This window comes from Nocardia sp. NPDC052316 (assembly GCF_044547795.1).
Taxonomy (GTDB): domain Bacteria; phylum Actinomycetota; class Actinomycetes; order Mycobacteriales; family Mycobacteriaceae; genus Nocardia.
The window spans coordinates 629,911-646,542 of record NZ_JBIUBB010000003.1; the positions used below are offsets into that span (position 1 = coordinate 629,911).

General features: G+C 67.2%; 16 protein-coding genes. 6 read left to right on the forward strand and 10 right to left on the reverse strand.

Annotated features, from left to right (window positions below; translation table 11 throughout):
• Positions 1-24: 24 nt before the first annotated feature.
• Complete coding sequence (locus ACIHA7_RS15605) at positions 25-450, reverse strand: hypothetical protein (RefSeq protein WP_397289799.1); 426 nt, start codon at positions 448-450, stop codon at positions 25-27.
• A 278-nt stretch (positions 451-728) separates the two neighbouring features.
• On the opposite strand from ACIHA7_RS15605, the gene ACIHA7_RS15610 reads away from it, so the two are divergent.
• Positions 729-1,004 (forward strand): YggT family protein, encoded by a 276-nt coding sequence (locus tag ACIHA7_RS15610; RefSeq protein ID WP_397289801.1) that lies wholly within the window; start codon positions 729-731, stop codon positions 1,002-1,004.
• Positions 1,005-1,771: 767 nt separating this feature from the next.
• On the opposite strand, the gene ACIHA7_RS15615 is transcribed toward ACIHA7_RS15610, so the two are convergent.
• Positions 1,772-2,377, reverse strand: a complete 606-nt coding sequence (locus ACIHA7_RS15615) for a TetR/AcrR family transcriptional regulator (protein ID WP_397289803.1) — start codon at positions 2,375-2,377, stop codon at positions 1,772-1,774.
• A gap of 103 nt (positions 2,378-2,480) precedes the next feature.
• Between ACIHA7_RS15615 and ACIHA7_RS15620 the strand changes: the two genes are divergently transcribed.
• Positions 2,481-3,470: a hypothetical protein gene (locus tag ACIHA7_RS15620; protein WP_397289805.1), complete on the forward strand. Its 990-nt coding sequence runs from the start codon at positions 2,481-2,483 to the stop codon at positions 3,468-3,470.
• A gap of 35 nt (positions 3,471-3,505) precedes the next feature.
• Here the strand turns inward: ACIHA7_RS15620 and ACIHA7_RS15625 are convergent, their stop codons facing one another.
• From ACIHA7_RS15625 to ACIHA7_RS15640, 4 genes are all read right to left on the reverse strand, one after another.
• Entirely contained in the window at positions 3,506-4,075 is a 570-nt protein-coding gene (locus ACIHA7_RS15625) for a hypothetical protein (protein ID WP_397289807.1), read from the reverse strand.
• A gap of 500 nt (positions 4,076-4,575) precedes the next feature.
• Positions 4,576-5,547: a hypothetical protein gene (locus ACIHA7_RS15630; RefSeq protein WP_397289809.1), complete on the reverse strand. Its 972-nt coding sequence runs from the start codon at positions 5,545-5,547 to the stop codon at positions 4,576-4,578.
• Between the two features lie 125 nt (positions 5,548-5,672).
• The gene (locus ACIHA7_RS15635; RefSeq protein ID WP_107654919.1) at positions 5,673-6,119 is read right to left on the reverse strand and encodes a Fur family transcriptional regulator; all 447 of its coding nucleotides are present in this window, start codon (positions 6,117-6,119) and stop codon (positions 5,673-5,675) included.
• 3 nt (positions 6,120-6,122) lie between these two features.
• Positions 6,123-6,473 (reverse strand): helix-turn-helix transcriptional regulator, encoded by a 351-nt coding sequence (locus tag ACIHA7_RS15640; RefSeq protein ID WP_107654920.1) that lies wholly within the window; start codon positions 6,471-6,473, stop codon positions 6,123-6,125.
• A gap of 223 nt (positions 6,474-6,696) precedes the next feature.
• Here ACIHA7_RS15640 and ACIHA7_RS15645 point away from each other — a divergent pair, with 223 nt between their 5' ends.
• On the forward strand, positions 6,697-8,088 hold the full coding sequence (locus ACIHA7_RS15645) for a glycine--tRNA ligase (protein WP_397289812.1): 1,392 nt from the start codon (positions 6,697-6,699) through the stop codon (positions 8,086-8,088).
• A gap of 81 nt (positions 8,089-8,169) precedes the next feature.
• On the opposite strand, the gene ACIHA7_RS15650 is transcribed toward ACIHA7_RS15645, so the two are convergent.
• Complete coding sequence (locus ACIHA7_RS15650; protein ID WP_397289814.1) at positions 8,170-8,619, reverse strand: DUF1707 domain-containing protein; 450 nt, start codon at positions 8,617-8,619, stop codon at positions 8,170-8,172.
• Positions 8,620-8,903: 284 nt separating this feature from the next.
• Here ACIHA7_RS15650 and ACIHA7_RS15655 point away from each other — a divergent pair, with 284 nt between their 5' ends.
• Positions 8,904-9,824: an NADP-dependent oxidoreductase gene (locus ACIHA7_RS15655; protein ID WP_397289816.1), complete on the forward strand. Its 921-nt coding sequence runs from the start codon at positions 8,904-8,906 to the stop codon at positions 9,822-9,824.
• Positions 9,825-9,977: 153 nt separating this feature from the next.
• Here the strand turns inward: ACIHA7_RS15655 and ACIHA7_RS15660 are convergent, their stop codons facing one another.
• Positions 9,978-10,586 carry a TenA family protein gene (locus tag ACIHA7_RS15660; protein ID WP_397289818.1) on the reverse strand — a complete coding sequence of 203 codons (609 nt, stop codon included), beginning with the start codon at positions 10,584-10,586 and terminating at the stop codon, positions 9,978-9,980.
• Positions 10,587-10,648: 62 nt separating this feature from the next.
• Here ACIHA7_RS15660 and ACIHA7_RS15665 point away from each other — a divergent pair, with 62 nt between their 5' ends.
• On the forward strand, positions 10,649-11,920 hold the full coding sequence (locus ACIHA7_RS15665; RefSeq protein ID WP_397289820.1) for an acyltransferase: 1,272 nt from the start codon (positions 10,649-10,651) through the stop codon (positions 11,918-11,920).
• A 330-nt stretch (positions 11,921-12,250) separates the two neighbouring features.
• Positions 12,251-13,741 carry a molybdopterin-dependent oxidoreductase gene (locus ACIHA7_RS15670; RefSeq protein ID WP_397289822.1) on the forward strand — a complete coding sequence of 497 codons (1,491 nt, stop codon included), beginning with the start codon at positions 12,251-12,253 and terminating at the stop codon, positions 13,739-13,741.
• A 26-nt stretch (positions 13,742-13,767) separates the two neighbouring features.
• Here the strand turns inward: ACIHA7_RS15670 and ACIHA7_RS15675 are convergent, their stop codons facing one another.
• Together ACIHA7_RS15675 and ACIHA7_RS15680 are read right to left on the reverse strand one after the other, a co-directional pair.
• Positions 13,768-14,586, reverse strand: a complete 819-nt coding sequence (locus ACIHA7_RS15675; protein ID WP_397289824.1) for a MerR family transcriptional regulator — start codon at positions 14,584-14,586, stop codon at positions 13,768-13,770.
• Positions 14,587-14,631: 45 nt separating this feature from the next.
• Positions 14,632-16,611, reverse strand: coding sequence for a TPM domain-containing protein (locus ACIHA7_RS15680; RefSeq protein ID WP_397289826.1), 1,980 nt, complete (start codon positions 16,609-16,611; stop codon positions 14,632-14,634).
• Positions 16,612-16,632: the final 21 nt, after the last annotated feature.

The window sequence follows — 16,632 nt, forward strand, 5'->3', positions numbered from 1 at the left end:
CAGGTGGGGCGGGTGTGCCGGCTGTTAAGGCAGCACGACGCAGGCCGGGCCGGCGTTGAGGCCGGTGCCGACGGTCACCGAGGTGAGGAAGTAGGTCTCGCCCGCGATGTATTCGGCGGCCCAGATCTTGTGCTCACCCTTCTTGGCCGGGGTCCAGGTGGTGCTGGCCTTGCCGGACGCATCCGCGACCGGGCCGACCGGCTTCAACGTATCTGTGGTGCGGAATCCGTCGACCTCGTCCAGGAAGACCACCGCGACGCCAGGGCGGGCGGTCGCCGTGACCGTGTACGAGCAGCCGGTGCCGTAGGAACCCGAGCTGCCGAAGCTGAGGCCGGGTGCGATATCGATGCGGGTGACCGCGGCACCGGCGGTGGGGGCGGCGAGCGCGATCGCGGCGGTCAACGCGCCGAGCGTGGTCACGGTGGCGGCGGTCTTCTTCGAAACGGTCACTGCGGGTTTCCCTTCGGACAGATTCATCCCATGAGGTTCCGACACTTACACAGGTGTAGTCAGCGATCAATGGCCTGGAACGGATGGGACTGCCGGTAGTTTCTGGGGGATGGGTCCGCTGGCTATCGAGGAGCCGGTGTTTCGGCCCCTTGTCCACACCGCTTGGCAGAACCGACCTGATAGTCGGCTGAGAACCCGGCAAACGCGACACTTTTGACCCCGTCCGCCGCGTTGAGACTGGTGAGAGGGCCAACGCGGCCACCACGAAGGAGTTGGACATGAGCCTCATCGGGACCCTGATCGGGTACGCCTTGACGGTGTTCATCGTGTTGCTGCTGGCTCGGATGGTGTTCGACTGGATGGCGGCACTCGGCAACAATCCGAGCTGGGCCAACCGCCCCCGCGAACTGACGCACGCCGCGACCGAGCCTGTGATCGCACCGGTTCGGCGGGTATTGAAGCCGATCCGCGCCGGCGGGATGGCGATCGACTTGGCGTTCACCGTGGTGTTCATCGTCGCGCTGATCCTGCGCGGAATCGCGTTCAGCCTCTGAGTCACGGGCGAGCCCGCGCTGGCTTATACCGATTGGCCAGCCGGTTGCCGTGGACGGCGTTTCCGCGACAGGCCGAGCTTCGCGGGGATTGGTCCGGCGGCTACGCACCAGGCAAGTGCTTCGCCGGGATGGGTCCGGCGGCTACGCATCAGGCAAGTGCTTCGCGGGGATTGGTCCGGCGGCTACGGACCGGGCAGGTGCTGCGCGGGGATCGGGACGGCGGCCACGCACCAGGCAGGTGCTGCGCGGGGATCGGGCTGGGGGCCGCGGGCCAGGCAGGTGCTGCGCGGGGATTGGTCCGGCGGCTACGGACCGGGCGAGTGCTTCGCTGGGATCGGGACGGCGGCTATGCATCAGGTGAGTGCTTCGCTGGGATCGGGACGGCGGCCACGCACCAGGCAAGTGCTTCGCTGGGATGGGTCCGGCGGCTACGCATCAGGCAAGTGCTTCGCGGAGATCGGTGCGGCGGCCGCGGGCCAGGCAGGTGCTTCGCGGAGATCGGTGCCGCGGCCGCGGGCCAGGCAGGTGCTGCGCGGAGATCGGGTGGGCGGCTACGGGCCAGGCAGGTGCTGCGCGGGGATCGGGACGGCCGCCGCGCACCAGGCGAGTGCTGCGCGGCGGGGCACCGCTAACCCGCACCCGTTCTCGGGACCGCACGCATTCTCGGGGCACGCACGCGTTGCGGGGTACTAGAGGTAGTGCAAATCCCGACATCGGGTGCGGGTGCGGGTGCGGGTGCGGACAGGGTGGCGGGTGCCGCATGCCCGTCAGGCGTCCGGAGACCCGTAGGGCAGTAGCGTGCGGATGCCGCGGGCCAAAGTTTCGGGATCGATATCCCCGATTATCAAGTGCTGCAAGATGAATCCGGGCAGCACACCCATGATGGCGGTGGCTACCGCGTGGATGTCGGCGTCGGCGGGAATCCATCCTGCGTCGCGCATGCGCTCGGTGTACTCGTACCAGCGGCCGCGGAGGCCGAGGATCGCCTCTTTCACATACTGAGCCGCGTCGGGGTCGACGAGCGCCAGGGCCCACGCTTGGGGGGCCAGTCGCAGCGGCCCGTCGGGTCCGCTGTGCGCGACCATGTGCTTGGCGAGGGCGGCGACCAGCACGTCCGGCGTTGGCAGGGGATCGGCGCGGATCAGTTCGGTCATCTGCGCGCGCAGGGGGAGCGTGGTCTGGGTGGCCAAGACCGCGATGATGTCGTTCTTGCTCTTGAAGTAGCGGTACACCGCCCCGGCCGACAGTCCTGATTCAGCGAAGACGTCCTGCATGGACGTCTCATGGAAGCCCTTGCGTGCGAAGCAGAGGCGGGCCGCCTCGAGAATCTGCTGCCGACGACGTTCCAGGTGTTCTTCGCTGACTCTGGGCATGCCTCCAAAGTAAAACGAACATCCGTTCTTGACAAGTTCGAGGTTGCGCGCGACGATATCCCCCATCGAAAGAGAACGATCATTCGATTTACGGGAGAACATCATGAACACCACTAAGCGAGCGCTCGCCGTCGGAGTCGGCGCCGCCTTGCTCCAGGCCCTGATGCTGATCGCCTTCGCCTGGCCCGCCGCCAATATCACCCCGCTCGATCTGCCCATCGCCGTCACCGGCCCGCAGGCGGAGATGGTGGTCGGCCGGTTGGCCGAGCACAGCCCCGGCGCCTTCGAGGTCTCCCGCCAGGCCGACGAGGCCGCCGCCCGCGCCGCCATCGCGGACCGCGAGGTGTACGGCGCGATCGTGACCGGCGACGGACCGCCGCGAGTGCTGGTCGCCTCCGGCGCGAGTCCGATTGTCGCGCAACAACTCACGCAGATCGGTCAGCAGATGTCCGGCGCCCCGGCGCCACGAATCGACGATGTGGTGGCCGCCGACTCCGACGATCCGCGCGGCGCCGCGTTCGGCGCCATGGTGCTGCCGCTGGTGATGGCGGGAATCACCGCTGGCGTACTGCTCAGCCTGGTGATCCCGACCGTCGCCGGAAAAGCGTTGGGGCTGCTCACCTTCGGCGTAGTCGGCGGCCTGCTGAGCATGGAGATCATCCACGGCTGGATGTCGGTGGTGCCGGGCTCCTACCTCGAACTCTCCGCCGTCGCCGGCCTCGTCTCGATCGCGGTCGCCGGTGCGGTGGTCGGACTCGCCACCGCGATCGGCCGGGCAGGCATCGGCATCGCCGCCCTGACCATGCTGCTCATCGGCAACCCGTTCTCCGCCGCCACCTCGGCCCCGGAACTGCTCCCACAGCCGTGGGGCGCCATCGGCCAACTCCTCCCGCCCGGCGCCGCCGCCTCCCTGCTCCGCTCCGTAGCCTTCTTCGACGGCGCAGGCGCCACGGGTCCACTTGCTGTACTGCTGATCTGGACCGCCGCCGCCCTCGCCCTGCTCGGCATCGGCGCACTACGCGGTCGGCGTACCGCCGAAACGGCTACCCCGGCACCTGTTCCCGTCGCGTGCTCGTGCAATCGGACGGCGTGATCGAGCCACCGGCTTCGCTGCCGCAGGTCAATTGATCACAAGTACTGGCAGTTACCGTCGGAATCCGGGTTGCACGGCCACTTGTCTTTGTACTTGTCCGGCTGCGAAGCCTTTGCATCTGCGAGCTTCTCGGGTGTCAAGCCGATCGTGTCCAGGAAGTTTTCTTTATAATCCTTCGCAACCTCGTCCGCCTCCTCCTTGTCCTCGGCGTCCAAGTCTTCGTACGGTCGGCCGGTCTCTCTCTCGGCCGCCTTCTTGGCCATTTCGTCGATTACCTTCTCGACGTCTTCCGGTGACTCGCGCAGGCTGAGTGCGATGTTATCGTTCAATTTTTTGTCAAAAAACTGCTGCATACCGTCCTCGGTTGCGCAGCAAGCCTTGACGGAGCCTTTGTTTTCTACCGCGACACGTTTCAACGCCGTTGCGAAGTCCTCTTGGTTCTGGCAGATCTTTTGGCGCGTCCTGGGGTTGAATACCGTATGTCCTGACTGGTACACGCCAAAATATACTTCATAGTCGAGGCGGTCGTCGTCGATCATCCGCACCGCTGTGGAGTGCGGCAATATGTTCCCACGTGTTTCGTAGGGAGCTTCGTCCTGAATCACCGAGTACTCTTCGTACCATGCTCTACTGCGCTCGGCTTTGCCGTCACCTGGCAGGCGAATTTATTGATGAATGTCGCGATCTGCAACTCTTGGTCCTCGGAGTAGGCGGCGGCGGGACCGGTCCCAGTGCCGAGCATCAAAGCACCGGACACTCCGATCATCAAGGCGTGCCGCCACAACTTGCACATCGATATGCTCCTCAATTTTGTACGATGCACGGCGCCTGCGACCGCAAGGCGCACGCGATGCTTCGTCATGTGGTGAATGGACAGAACAAAGCCCTCGGTCGGTTGCGGAAGGTCCCTCCTCGACCTCGGCACAGGGCTGGAACCCCTGCGTCGACAAGTATTCGGACCAGCCACTTGCGCGGATTGGTGACAGTTCGCAGAAATTTTCCGCTGGAAGTGGTGGGTCGCCGTCGCAACAGCTCAGTGCCCCGGGCAGCACAAAGTCGCCGACGGTCGAAGCTGTCGACCGTCGGCGATTCGGAGTGCGGTGGGTCAGCTCACCGTGAACGCGAGGGTTGGTGCGGTGGGCGCGCCCTCGTCCTTTTGGCTGTTGTAGGTCAGTACGTAGTCACCGCTGGTCGGCGCGGGCAAGATGAACACGACGTAGTTCTTCGGATTGTCGATGGTCTTGCCGGCGTCGAGCAGTTCGTTGATCGGGCTGCGGTCGTCGGCGACCACGGTTTTCCCGTCCGGTGTCCGCAGCGAGAAGTACTCGGTGAAGATATTTGCCCCGCCTGCGGGAACCCCTTGCCCGCCAGTGATTTTGATGTGTAGCGCGAGCTCGTTCTTGCCGCGCTCGTTCTTGGTGTAGCTCGGGCCGAGCTTGCCCGCGGTCACCTCGATCGTGGTGTGGCCCTGCACCAGCGTGCCGGTGACGGGCAACGTCTTCGGCTGCACGCTCTCGACTTCGCCTGCGGCGCTGAGCGGAATCTTGGTCTGGTTGTCCGAAGCCTGCCCGTAGACCACGGTCATGGTGTCGAGCAGGTGCTCGGCGTCCTTGGCGGATTTGACCGGCGTGGTCACCTTGCCGGTCGCCGAACCGCCGCCGGGCACCGTCGGGTTGTCCCAGCTCGCTCCGCCGTCGACTTCGCCGTCGACCAGCAGCGAGGTGTTGTTGTCCATCGTCTTGTTGTCGAGCGTGGTGTTCTTGTAGGTGATGTCGATCAGCACCTTGGCGCCGCCGTATTCGTCGGGCACGAGGGTGGCCTTGTCGACGGTGATGGCGAAGCCGTCGTACCAGCCGGTCTTGCCGACCGGCCGAACCGTCGACTGTCCGCTCTTGCCGCCGGGCTGACCGTTCGCGACGGCACTGGTGGTTGCGGCCGCCGAGGTCGGTGTCGCGATGCCTGCCTTGTCGTCGCATGCCGTCAGGACGAGCACGGCCGCGCCGACCAGCGCGACCGTTCCTGCGGCGGTACGGATTCGACGGCTATCCGCCGCAACCGCAGATGGAATCGAGCGCACGCTGCCTCCCAGAAGATGTGCGAAACCCAGCGTTCGATACCCGGTTCGTCCGGGCGTTCCTGGGCTCGCGTTGAAATCTGTACGGGGAGGGGCGGTGTTAACCAGGGTGCGGTCCGCTGAGCGGACTACTCGACCGCCCGGCCGTCGCCATTGCCCGCGGTCGCGCAGGACCGGCAGGTGCCGAACACCTCCATGGTGTGGCTGACCTCGGTGAAGCCGTGTTCCCGCGCGATGGCGCCCGCCCACGCCTCCACGGTCGGGCCCTCCACCTCCACGGTGCGCCCACAATGCCGGCACACCAGATGATGGTGGTGCCCGGTAGAACACTGCCGATAGACCGATTCGCCGGTGTCGGTGCGCAGCACGTCGACCATGCCCGCGTCGGCCAGCGACTGCAGCGTGCGATAGACCGTGGTCAGGCCGATGCCCTCGCCACGCTTGCGCAACTCGTCGTGCAACTCCTGCGCGGAGCGGAACTCTTCGATATCACCGAGCAGCGCGGCGATCGCACTGCGCTGTCTGGTGCTGCGGATGCCGACCGGCTTCTGCGGAACGACAGTGTTCTCTGACACGAATTACCCTTCCTCGGCGTGCGCGACGGCGTCGACCACGATGTGCGCGAGGTGGTCGTCGACGAGTTCGTACAGCACCTCGCGACCGGACCGCTCGCCGTGCACGACGCCTGCGGACTTGAGGATGCGCAGATGCTGGCTCACCAGCGGTTGGGTCACTCCGAGCGCGTCGACCAATTCGTGCACACAGCGCGGTGACTCGCGCAGTTGCAGCACAATGGCGATACGGACGGGTGCGGCCAGGGCTCGAAGTAACTCGCCTGCGTCCTCCAGGACGGTCCGCGCCGGTACCAGCGCGGGCGCGGGCGAGCGGTACGGGTTGTGTGGATGGGCGGCGGCGGTCTCGGCGGTCATGGCACCAACTCCTTATTGGAAAGCGATCCCATTTTGATATGCATAGTTGCGCATGTCAAACGGACGCGCCGGAGGGCTGGCACTTTCCGCGAAGCGCAGGAGGTTGGCCGTGCGGTGGAAAGTCGGTTGGGCAGGGCCGATAGTCTGTCTTCGTATCGTTGCGTACACGCAAAACAAGAGCCTGAACGCACAATCCGACTCGTAGTGGATGGAGAATTCTCGCGTGGCACCCAAGTCGAAGGTGGACACCGTTGCCAACCTCGCCAAGCGCCGGGGTCTGGTGTACCCGAGCGGTGAGATCTACGGAGGCACCAAGTCGGCATGGGACTACGGTCCGCTGGGTGTCGAGCTGAAGGAGAACATCAAGCGGCAGTGGTGGCGGTCCATGGTCACCAGCCGTGAGGACATCGTCGGCCTCGACTCGTCGGTGATCCTGCCGCGCCAGGTGTGGGTGGCCTCGGGCCACGTCGGGGTGTTCAACGACCCCCTGGTGGAGTGCCTGAACTGCCATCATCGTTTCCGGCAGGACCACCTGCAGGAGGCGTACGCGCTCAAGCACAAGATCGATGACCCGGACACCGTCTCGATGGAGCTGCTCGCGTGCCAGAACTGCGGCACCGTCGGCAAGTGGACCGAGCCGCGCGACTTCAACATGATGCTCAAGACCTACCTCGGCCCGATCGAGTCCGAGGACGGCATGCACTACCTGCGGCCCGAGACAGCGCAGGGCATCTTCGTCAACTTCGCCAACGTGATGACCACCGCGCGCAAGAAGCCGCCGTTCGGTATCGCCCAGATCGGCAAGAGCTTCCGCAACGAGATCACGCCGGGCAACTTCATTTTCCGCACCCGCGAGTTCGAGCAGATGGAGATGGAGTTCTTCGTCAAGCCGGGCGAGGACGCGCAGTGGCACAAGTACTGGATCGAGACCCGCTTCTCCTGGTACACCGACCTGGGCATCAACCCGGACAACTTGCGGCTCTACGAGCACCCGAAGGAAAAGCTGTCGCACTACTCGGCCGGTACCACCGATATCGAGTACCGCTTCGGCTTCCAGGGCAACGAGTGGGGTGAGCTCGAGGGCGTCGCGAACCGCACCGACTTCGACCTGAAGACGCACTCCGAGCACTCGGGCACCGAGCTCAGCTTCTTCGATCAGACCACCAACGAGCGCTACATCCCCTACGTCATCGAGCCCGCGGCAGGCCTGACCCGCTCGCTGATGGCGTTCCTGGTCGACGCCTACGCCGAGGACGAGGCGCCGAATGCCAAGGGCGGCGTGGACACTCGCACGGTGCTGCGACTGGACCGCAGGCTGGCCCCGGTCAAGGCGGCCGTGCTTCCGTTGTCGCGCAACGCGGATCTGACGCCGAAGGCGAAAGACCTTGCGGCGCAGCTGCGCCGGAACTGGAACGTCGAGTTCGACGACGCGGGCGCGATCGGCCGCCGCTACCGGCGCCAGGACGAGATCGGCACCCCGTTCTGCATCACCGTCGACTTCGACACGCTCGACGATCAGGCGGTGACCATCCGCGAGCGGGATTCGATGGCTCAGGAGCGGATCGCGCTGGACAAGGTCGAGGGCTACCTGGCCCAGCATCTGCTGGGGTCCTGAGGCTTTCGCGAGAATCGAACGACCCGCACCGAGTGATCGGTGCGGGTCGTTCGACGTTGCGCCCCTTGCCGCCTCGGTGTTTCAGCGCCTCGGCGGGACGGGTGGCAGCGGTGGCATCGGCGGCATCGGTGGCTGCTGCGGTCCGGAACCGTTGCCGCGCACAATGATTCCGATCGCCGTCGGAATGAGCAGCGCGCAACCCCACGGCACGGCAACCCAGAACGGCCAGAAGTCGCCCATCCCGGTGGCCGCCCAGATCAGCAGGCACAGCATGTTCACGAACACCCACGGGGTCCACATGATGATGACCCACTGCGGCACCGCCTTCGCCGGCGCAGCGCGCGAACCGCGGTGCTCGGGCAGATCGGACAGCAGCGGGGTCAACTCGCCATAGGTCTTGGCGGCGTACACCTGTTGCAATCGGTCGTCGTACTCGTGCAGGGTCAACCTGCCTTCGTCCATCGCCGAACGCAGTCGTTCGACGATTTTCTCGCGGTCGGCATCCGACGCCCGCACATTCTCCGCACCCACACTGGTAAGAGTAAGCGGTGTCGTGTGGTCCGCGCCCTAATTGTTCGGTGGCAGTGCGCGGCACCGGTGCCGTGATGCGTCGCTTCGCCGACGTGCCGCTGCCTGCCGAGCGCGGTGAGGTCCAGGTAGTTGCGGGTGCCGATGAGGATGTCTTGCCATAAGACGCTGGTGCCAAGAGGCCCGGTGCGGAACGATCGATTTCGGCGCAGGTCGATGGGAATGAACAGGTCGTCGCGCGCCGTTGACGCTCCAAATGCCGTAGTCATTGAAACGAGGAGCCGAGCATGGCAAGAGCGGTGCAGTTCGATCGATATGGCGGAATCGAAGAGTTGAAGGTGGTCGAGGTGCCGACGCCGACCGCCGGTCCTGGGCAGGTGGTTGTCGAGGTGGTCGCGGCCGGCATCAATCCGGGCGAGGCCTACATCCGCAGCGGAGTGTTCCATGAGCAATGGCCCGCGACGTTTCCGTCGGGGGAGGGGAGCGATTTCGCAGGCCGGATCGTCGAGGTCGGGGCAGGGGTCGGCGGGGTCGAGGTCGGCGACGAGGTGCTGGGGTTCACCGAGAATCGGGCCAGTCACGCGACGCATGTGGTGGTTCCCGTAGACCAGGTGACGCCCAAACCTGCCGGGCTGGACTGGGACGTCGCCGGGGCCCTGTATGTCGCGGGGACAACGGCTTTCGCGACGCTACGGGCGGTGGAAGCCAACGCGGGCGATACGGTCGCCGTGTCCGGCGCCGCGGGCGGCGTCGGCTCGATCGCGGTGCAGTTGCTGCGGGCGCGCGGGGCCGAGGTGATCGGTATCGCGAGCGCGGCCAACCACGACTGGCTGCGCAAGGTCGGCGTGACACCGGTCGCGTACGGCGACGGACTGATCGACCGCCTTCGGGCCGCCGCGCCGAAGGGTGTGGACGCGTTCATCGATACGTTCGGCGCCGACTATGTGGACATCGCGGTGGAACTCGGCGTACCGATCGAGCGGATCGACACCATCATCAACTTTGCCGCCGTCGAGAAGTACGGCGTGAAAGGCGACGGCAACGCCGCCGCGGGAACCGTCGACGTGCTCACCGAATTGGCGGATCTCGCCGCGGCGGGCACGCTCGAGGTGCCGATCGCCGGGGCGTACCCGCTCGACAAGGTGCAGGAGGCTTACCGGGAGCTCGAGCAGCGGCACACGCGCGGCAAGATCGTGCTGCGTCCCTGAACCTCGGTTTGCCGCATTGAAATATGTGCGGCAAACCGAGGTGCGGCAGGGAGCGCCAGTCGTTCGGCTGAAAAGGTGTACCTGGGCCGACCAGTGTCGGCTGATCGAGGACGCGCCGGCCGACCCAGCCGAGCGGCTGATCTCACGCGTACCTCAGGCGGGAACGTCCCAGAAGGCGAGTTCGTGGCGCATGCCTTCCAGGAACAGTTGTTCCGCGCGGGCCGGGTCCGCTCCGGCTTCATCGATCATCTGCGCGCAGCGGCGGGTGAGTTCCGCGAAGCCCGGGTCGGCGTAGGTGTCGACCCAGCGGCGGTAGCGCGGTTCGGCGGGCGGGTTCTCCGCGAGGCGGGCACCCAGGGTGGAGTAGCCCCACATGCACGGATACAGGGCGGTGAGTCCCTCGGCGTAGTCGGCGGCCGAGTCGAGCAGGAACGTCGTATAGGCCTGGCAGGCAGCACCTTTGGCGGCACCGCCCAGATCGGCGCCGAACTCCGCGGCCAGCGAGCGATGCAGTGCGAGTTCGTCGTGGTAGGTCGCGTGCGCCAGGTCCACCAGGTCGCCGAGATGGGTCGCGGGGGCCTGCCAAGCCAGGCGGCTGAAGACGCGGACGTAGTCGAGCAGGAACAGATAGTCCTGCTCCAGCCAGGAACGGAAAATCGGCTCGGGCAGGTCGCCCTTGGCGATGCCCGCCACCGTCGGGTGGTCGAGCTGATGCTCGACCAGCGGGCGGCCGAGTTCTTCCAGATGCGCGGCGAGACTCATGCCTGCCAGTCTGGCGCATGCCGCGGTTTGCGCGTCCGCCGGTGTTGCCGCACGCTTGCGAGGTGTTGCGGGATGAGGATGCGGTGGTGCGCGTGTTGGCACCGTCGGAACAGCGGTTTGTTCGGCACGGCACCTACACGGGCCGGTCGGTGTCGGTGACGGGGCAGCTCGATGCGGTGGCGTTGAAGGAGGCCTTCGCCGCACTACAGCTGGCTTATCCGGTGGTGCTCTGCCGGATCGTCGAGGACGAGGCGGGCTCGGGTTATCTACTGCGCCCGCAGGATTCGCCCATCGAAGCCTCGGTGGTCGAGGGTGATGTGCGGACTGTGCGTTTGCCCGCTGTCGCGGTGGACCCGGCGACGCAGCTGGCCTACCTGGATGTGGTGGTCGCCGGTGGTGATCGGTGGCGGGTCACGCTGTACGCGCACCACAGCATCGCGGACGCCGGGCACTGCGTCGAACTGCTGTCGCGGTTCTGGGACTTCTACACCGACATCGTCGAGTCCACGTCGATGAGTGTGGTGCCACAGGAGTATCCGCAATCGTTGGAATGGCATGTGGCACAACGCGGTATCACCGCCGGGGCCGTGACCGGTTTCGAGGATGTGACGCGCCCGCTGCCGCCGGAGGCACAAGCTGTCCCGGCCGGTGAACCGACACCCGCTTCGCTGGCCAGGCCGGTGCGTGCGCTGCTGGACGAGACAACGACGGCGCGGATCGTCGGGCTCGGCCATCAACGGGGCGTCAGCGTCAACGGGTTGATCACCGCCGCGCTGCTTCGTGCTTATGCGTCCGAAACGGTCGATGTCGCAGGGGGTTCGGTGCCGCTGGGTTGTTTGTATCCGGTGGACATGCGCTCGCGACTCGATCCGCGGGTGCGGCCCGCCGAGGGCACCAACATGGCCGGACTCGCGTCCTTCGCCGCCGACATCGACCTCTCTGGAAGCGTTCTCGAACTGGCCCAGCGGGTTTCGAAGCGGCTACGCGATGACCTGGCCGAAGGCGTCGTGCAGCAGTCGGTGCTGCACTTTCCCGACTTCTTCGGCCCCAGTCGAATTCGCTCCCTCGCAGGTCACGTCGCTATCACCAACACCGGTGCCGTGCCGCGCTTCCGGACACCAGCGGGCCTTGTGTTCACCGACTACGAAATCGTCTACCTCTCCGCACACCCGCGTCCCTCGACCGGCGCATCCGCTGCGGTCACCTTCCTTGTCTACACCTTCCACGGACGGCTGGCCGTTGGCCTGCTCGGTGGCGGCACCGACGCCGACCGGCTCCTCGCGGCGGTACGCAAAGAACTCACCTCGTTGGCCACTGAGTCGATCGAGGAGTGAGCCGGTACTCGTAGCCGGTGCGGCGGGATCGATGTCCAGCACTTGGGCTGAGCCAGCTCCTCGCCCGGGGCGGGTCTCAGCAGGGGGCGGTACGTCGGCGCGGCTCATGACAGGCTGCGGCCCTTCGGCACGGGTGTGGCGCCGAGTGCGCCCATCGGAGAAGTCGTGGTCGGATCGGATTCTGCGGCACCGCACAGGCACCGGGCATCGGGGCTGGTCGACTACAGCGGCGGGCGAATCAGCGGCTCGGCGGTCGTGCGCCGTGTGTCCACCTGGTCGGGCTGAAGAGGAAACCGGCGGGCCGATGACGCCGGTCGGGCAGAATGCTGGATGACAGCGGACGATGAGGCGGAAGCGGGTGTGCCGGCGGTGGTGACAAACGGAGACCGGAGAACCGGCGGACGGGTTGCGGCGGCCGCGGTAGGCGTGGCGGCGCTGGGGGTCGGCGAGGCGATCGCGGCGACCAGGGGCGGCTCGCTGATCGACACGCTGGGGCGGGCGGCCATCGATGTCGCTCCGGTTCCGGTCGTCGAGACCACGGTGGCGATGTCCGGCAGACACGACAAAATCATTACCCGGTCCGGTATCGGTGCGGGGGTGATCGCGGCTGTGGTCGGGCTCAATGCCTTGCCCGAACGGTTGCGGACGCCGGCGGCCGCCGCGCTGGGCGTGGGCGCGGGTGCGCTGGCGACGCGGTTGCCGACGCGTTCGACCTCCGCCGTCGCCGGTGCGGTGGCGGCTGCCGGAGTGCTCGCCGCCGGCCTGCGCAGGCGACCGCGCGGCCCGCTCGGCACGCTGGCCTGGGCGGCGACCGGTGCCGGAATGTTCGCGGCCGCGCACACCCTGCAGCATGATCTGGACCGTAAGCACGACAACGAGATTCGCCGCATAGGCCCGATGGGTGCGCTTGGCGTGGTGCCGCAGGACGGGCTAGAGGACGAGCCGGGGTTGTCACCACTGGTCACCGCCGCGCGCCGCATGTACGTCGCCGACGTGAATCTGCGTGCGCCGCGCATCGATCCGAGCCACTGGCGGCTATCGGTCAAAGGCAAAGTGGCACACCCGCTGCGGTTGTCATTGCGTGAATTGGCCGAGGACGCGGTGGAGTTCGACGCCGTCATGGTGTGCGTGCACAACCACGCCGGAGAGGGCCGGGCGGCCAACGGGCGATGGTACGGGGTGCCGCTGTCCGATCTGCTGAAACACGCCATTCCGGAGTCCGATGCCACCCGACTGGTCACCCGAGCCGTGGACGGTTACTCGATCTCGCTGCCGCTCGCGCCGCTGCGTTCCGGTGAATGGCCCGGCTATGTGGTGATCGGCATGAACGGTGAACCGCTGACTCCGGCACACGGTTTCCCGGCCCGCGTCTTCGTCCCCGGCCTCTACGGCCAGTACACCGGCGCGAAATGGCTTGGCGAACTGGAACTTACCGACGACAGCCACGTCGACTACTGGTGGCGGCGCGGCTGGCCGTCCGGCCCGCTGTGGGTGACGCCGCAGGCCCGCATCGACGTGACTGCACCGGGTAGGTCCGCCGCGGGCACCACCACGGTGGCCGGAGTCGCCTGGGCGCCGCCGCACGGTGTGGCCGGAGTGGAGGTGCGGGTCGGCGAAGGTGATTGGCGCCCAGCCGATCTCGGTACCGAACTCGCCCCGGCCGCTTGGCGCCGCTGGCGCACGACGGTGGAGTTACCGCCGGGCGAGCACCGAGTACAGGCCAGGGCGATCAGCCGGTCCGGTGAGGTGCAGGAGGGACGTCACCGCCCACCGTTCCCCACCGGCCCGTCGGGACTCCATACGGTCACTGTTCAGGTCTGAGCAGCACTCGAGGGTGTGCGCCGCACCTACTTCGCGACGATGGGTTCCTGTAATTCGGTGACCCAGCCGCTCGGGTCTTCGGTGTAGACCAGCGTCACCTCGCGGCTCGGACCGCTGAGCCGGTAGCCGTTGTCCTCGACCCAGCGGCCCAGTGTCTGCCAGGGTTCCAGCACCTCGGTCATGTTGCCGCGATGGACGACAGTGGCGGCTTGGGGTACGGCGGGCAGATCGACGACGGTGAAATCGTGTGACTCGTCCGGGTCGATATCCACCGGCATCGCGGCGTGCGCGAGCACCGACCCGTCTGCGCGGTGCTCGTAGTACGCGATCCCGCATCCGACGATCGGCACACCGGCTTTCTCCAGCCGCGCGCAGATGTCCTCGAACAGCGGCCCTATCACCGGACCGATCGAGCTCGGCTCGAAATCGGATGCGACAGTAGACAATTCAGCAACCCGAACGGCTGGCAGGGATTTGATCATCACATCATGTACCGGCATGACGCCCTCTTTCTCGATGATGCGGAGCCTCGTTTCGACCTGGCAGAGCCTGGCGCGATCGCCCGCGATGCGCTGCTCGAGCTCGGCGCGGCGCAGGGTGAGCATGCCGCGCAGTTCCGCGCCGCTCACCTGATCGTCCAGGATCTGGCCGACCTGCTCCAGCGTGAAGCCGAGATCCTTCAGTGCGACAAGGCGATTGAGCCGGGCCAGCTGTCCGCCGGAGTAGAAGCGGTAGCCGTTGTGCTCGTCGACCCGATCCGGGCGCAACAGCCCGATCGCGTCGTAGTGGCGCAGCATGCGTACCGACACCTGTCCGTGCCTGGCGAAGTCTCCGATGGTGAACATAACGACTCCTGGTCTATGACCTCACACGGTGTCAGGGTCAAGCGGTCAGAACCGGCCGCCCTGGCTGATCCGCCGCGAACCCGACGAGCCGCCGTAGGAGCCCGTGCTCCAGCCACCCGAACCGGATCGGCGGCCGCCGCCGGCCGCGCCGCGCAGTAGTCCGTCGATGAGGATGCCGCCGAGCACCGCCCCGGCCTGCGAGGAACCCGTCATCGGTTGGCGCGTTTCCCAGGCTCGCACGCTGGCCTGGGCGGCCTGCAACGCGCGTCCGCCGAGGTCGGCGGCGGCTTGGGCGCTGGCCAGGGCGCGCGCGGGATCGGTTGTGCTCAGCTGTTGTGCCGCGTCGAGATTGCGTTGCGCCTCGGACAGCCGGGTGCGGGCCTCGGCGTCGATGCCGCCGCGCCGGGTGGTGATGTAGTCCGATGCGGCGCTCACTCGGGAACCAGCAGCGGTCAGCGCCTGGTCGAGCCTGCGCCGAAGGTCCTCGGCCGCGAGTTTGCGGTCGGTCGCCGCCGCGATGGCCCGGTCGAGCTCGCCGTCGGCGGTGACCGCGTCGTGGAAGGCGTCGAGCGGGTCGGCGGTCGCGGTGCCCTCGGCCTTGTCCAATGCGGTGCGCGCGGCGGCCGTCGCTGCCGCCAGCTCCGGACCGCCGTAGCCGGAAAGCTCGGTGGCGGAGGCGATATCGCGGCGCAGCTCGTCCAGCACCGCGGGCAGGCCGTCGCGGGCCTGCTGGATGTTGGTGGCCGCGTTGTCGATGCCGTCGAGCAGGGTACGGGCCTGGCCGACCGCAGCCTCCGCCGAACGGATCGCGGCGACCGCACCACCCTGCTTTCCCACCGGCTGGGTGAGCGCCGTGCGGCCCGCGTCGATGTTCTGCTCCGCGAAGGTGATTCGCTCGCCTGCCATGGTCACGTTGTCGTGGATCGGGGCGAGGACGCTGGCTGGTTGCGCGGCGGTGAGCCGGGACAATTCGGCCTCGGCGGCGGGCACACGGCTCTTCAGCTCGACCAGATCCCTTGTCAGCCCGTCCAATCGGTCGGCGGCGTTGATCAGCAGGTTGCGCATGGCGTCGAACTCGGCGACCTGGGAGTCGAGTTCGCGATCGGCGCGCCCGACGGTGCCGATCAGGTCGACCAGCAACGCGCGCTGTTCGTCCGTGGTCTCCGGGATGTCGTCGTCGAGCCGCTGCCGGATCGAGAAGGCTTTGGCGGCCGCGGCTTTCGCGTGATCGAGGGCGGTCTGGAAGGGGAGGACGGCGGTGGCGCCGAACTCGCCGGTCGCCAGCTCCAATTCCTCGGCGCTGGTGCGGATCGCGTTGTCGATCTCGACGAGCGTCTCCCGCGAGCGCGCGTGCAGCGCCTCCAACGGGAGCGCGGCGAGGGCGGTGGTGTCGTCCGGGTCCACCTGCCGTGCCGCCGCGAGTTCGCCCTTTGCCCGGTCGCGGCGCCGCTTACGGGAGAACAGCACCAGCCCGCCCACCACGAGCACCAACAGCGCGGCGATGACGAGCAAGAAGCCGAGGTGCACGCCGCCACCCTGCCTGGCTGTCTTCAGGCCGTCCGCCGTCTCGACGCCCGCATCGGCCCAGCGGCCGTCGCGCAGCGCCGGCTCCACCTGCCGCGTCAGCAGACTGTTCAACTCGGAATCGCTGACGCCACTGGGCAATTCCCCGTAGAACCAATACGCGCGATCCTTCGTGGCGACCGCGAGAAGTAGGTCGCGGTTACCGAACCCGGACTCCGCGGCCGTGCGCTGCGCCCACGCCTCCGGCCCGAGCCCACCGAAGTCGCGCACGTAAACCACCCACAGCCGTACCTGCTGGTCGGTGTAGAGCTCGTCGACCGCCGACCGCACCCGATCGAGTTGCCCGCCGTTCAGCGCCTGCGCCGGGTCGACGACGTAGGTGTCCATGCGCAGCGGTGCCTCCGCCGACCCCGTCGGCGCACCCAGCAGCACGGTCCCGGCGAGCAGCACGCCGAGCACCATCCGGGAGGTCCAGCGGGCAACACGATTCGGAAGCGGCATGGCACGAATCTATCGCGTGGC

What these genes read in the sequence shown, in the direction of transcription:
- ACIHA7_RS15610 (WP_397289801.1), top strand. Translation starts at nt 729, where the DNA reads ATGAGCCTCATCGGGACCCTGATCGGGTACGCCTTGACGGTGTTCATC.
- ACIHA7_RS15615 (WP_397289803.1), bottom strand. Translation starts at nt 2,377, where the DNA reads ATGCCCAGAGTCAGCGAAGAACACCTGGAACGTCGTCGGCAGCAGATT.
- ACIHA7_RS15620 (WP_397289805.1), top strand. Translation starts at nt 2,481, where the DNA reads ATGAACACCACTAAGCGAGCGCTCGCCGTCGGAGTCGGCGCCGCCTTG.
- ACIHA7_RS15640 (WP_107654920.1), bottom strand. Translation starts at nt 6,473, where the DNA reads ATGACCGCCGAGACCGCCGCCGCCCATCCACACAACCCGTACCGCTCG.
- ACIHA7_RS15655 (WP_397289816.1), top strand. Translation starts at nt 8,904, where the DNA reads ATGGCAAGAGCGGTGCAGTTCGATCGATATGGCGGAATCGAAGAGTTG.
- ACIHA7_RS15660 (WP_397289818.1), bottom strand. Translation starts at nt 10,586, where the DNA reads ATGAGTCTCGCCGCGCATCTGGAAGAACTCGGCCGCCCGCTGGTCGAG.
- ACIHA7_RS15670 (WP_397289822.1), top strand. Translation starts at nt 12,251, where the DNA reads ATGACAGCGGACGATGAGGCGGAAGCGGGTGTGCCGGCGGTGGTGACA.
- ACIHA7_RS15675 (WP_397289824.1), bottom strand. Translation starts at nt 14,586, where the DNA reads ATGTTCACCATCGGAGACTTCGCCAGGCACGGACAGGTGTCGGTACGC.
- ACIHA7_RS15680 (WP_397289826.1), bottom strand. Translation starts at nt 16,611, where the DNA reads ATGCCGCTTCCGAATCGTGTTGCCCGCTGGACCTCCCGGATGGTGCTC.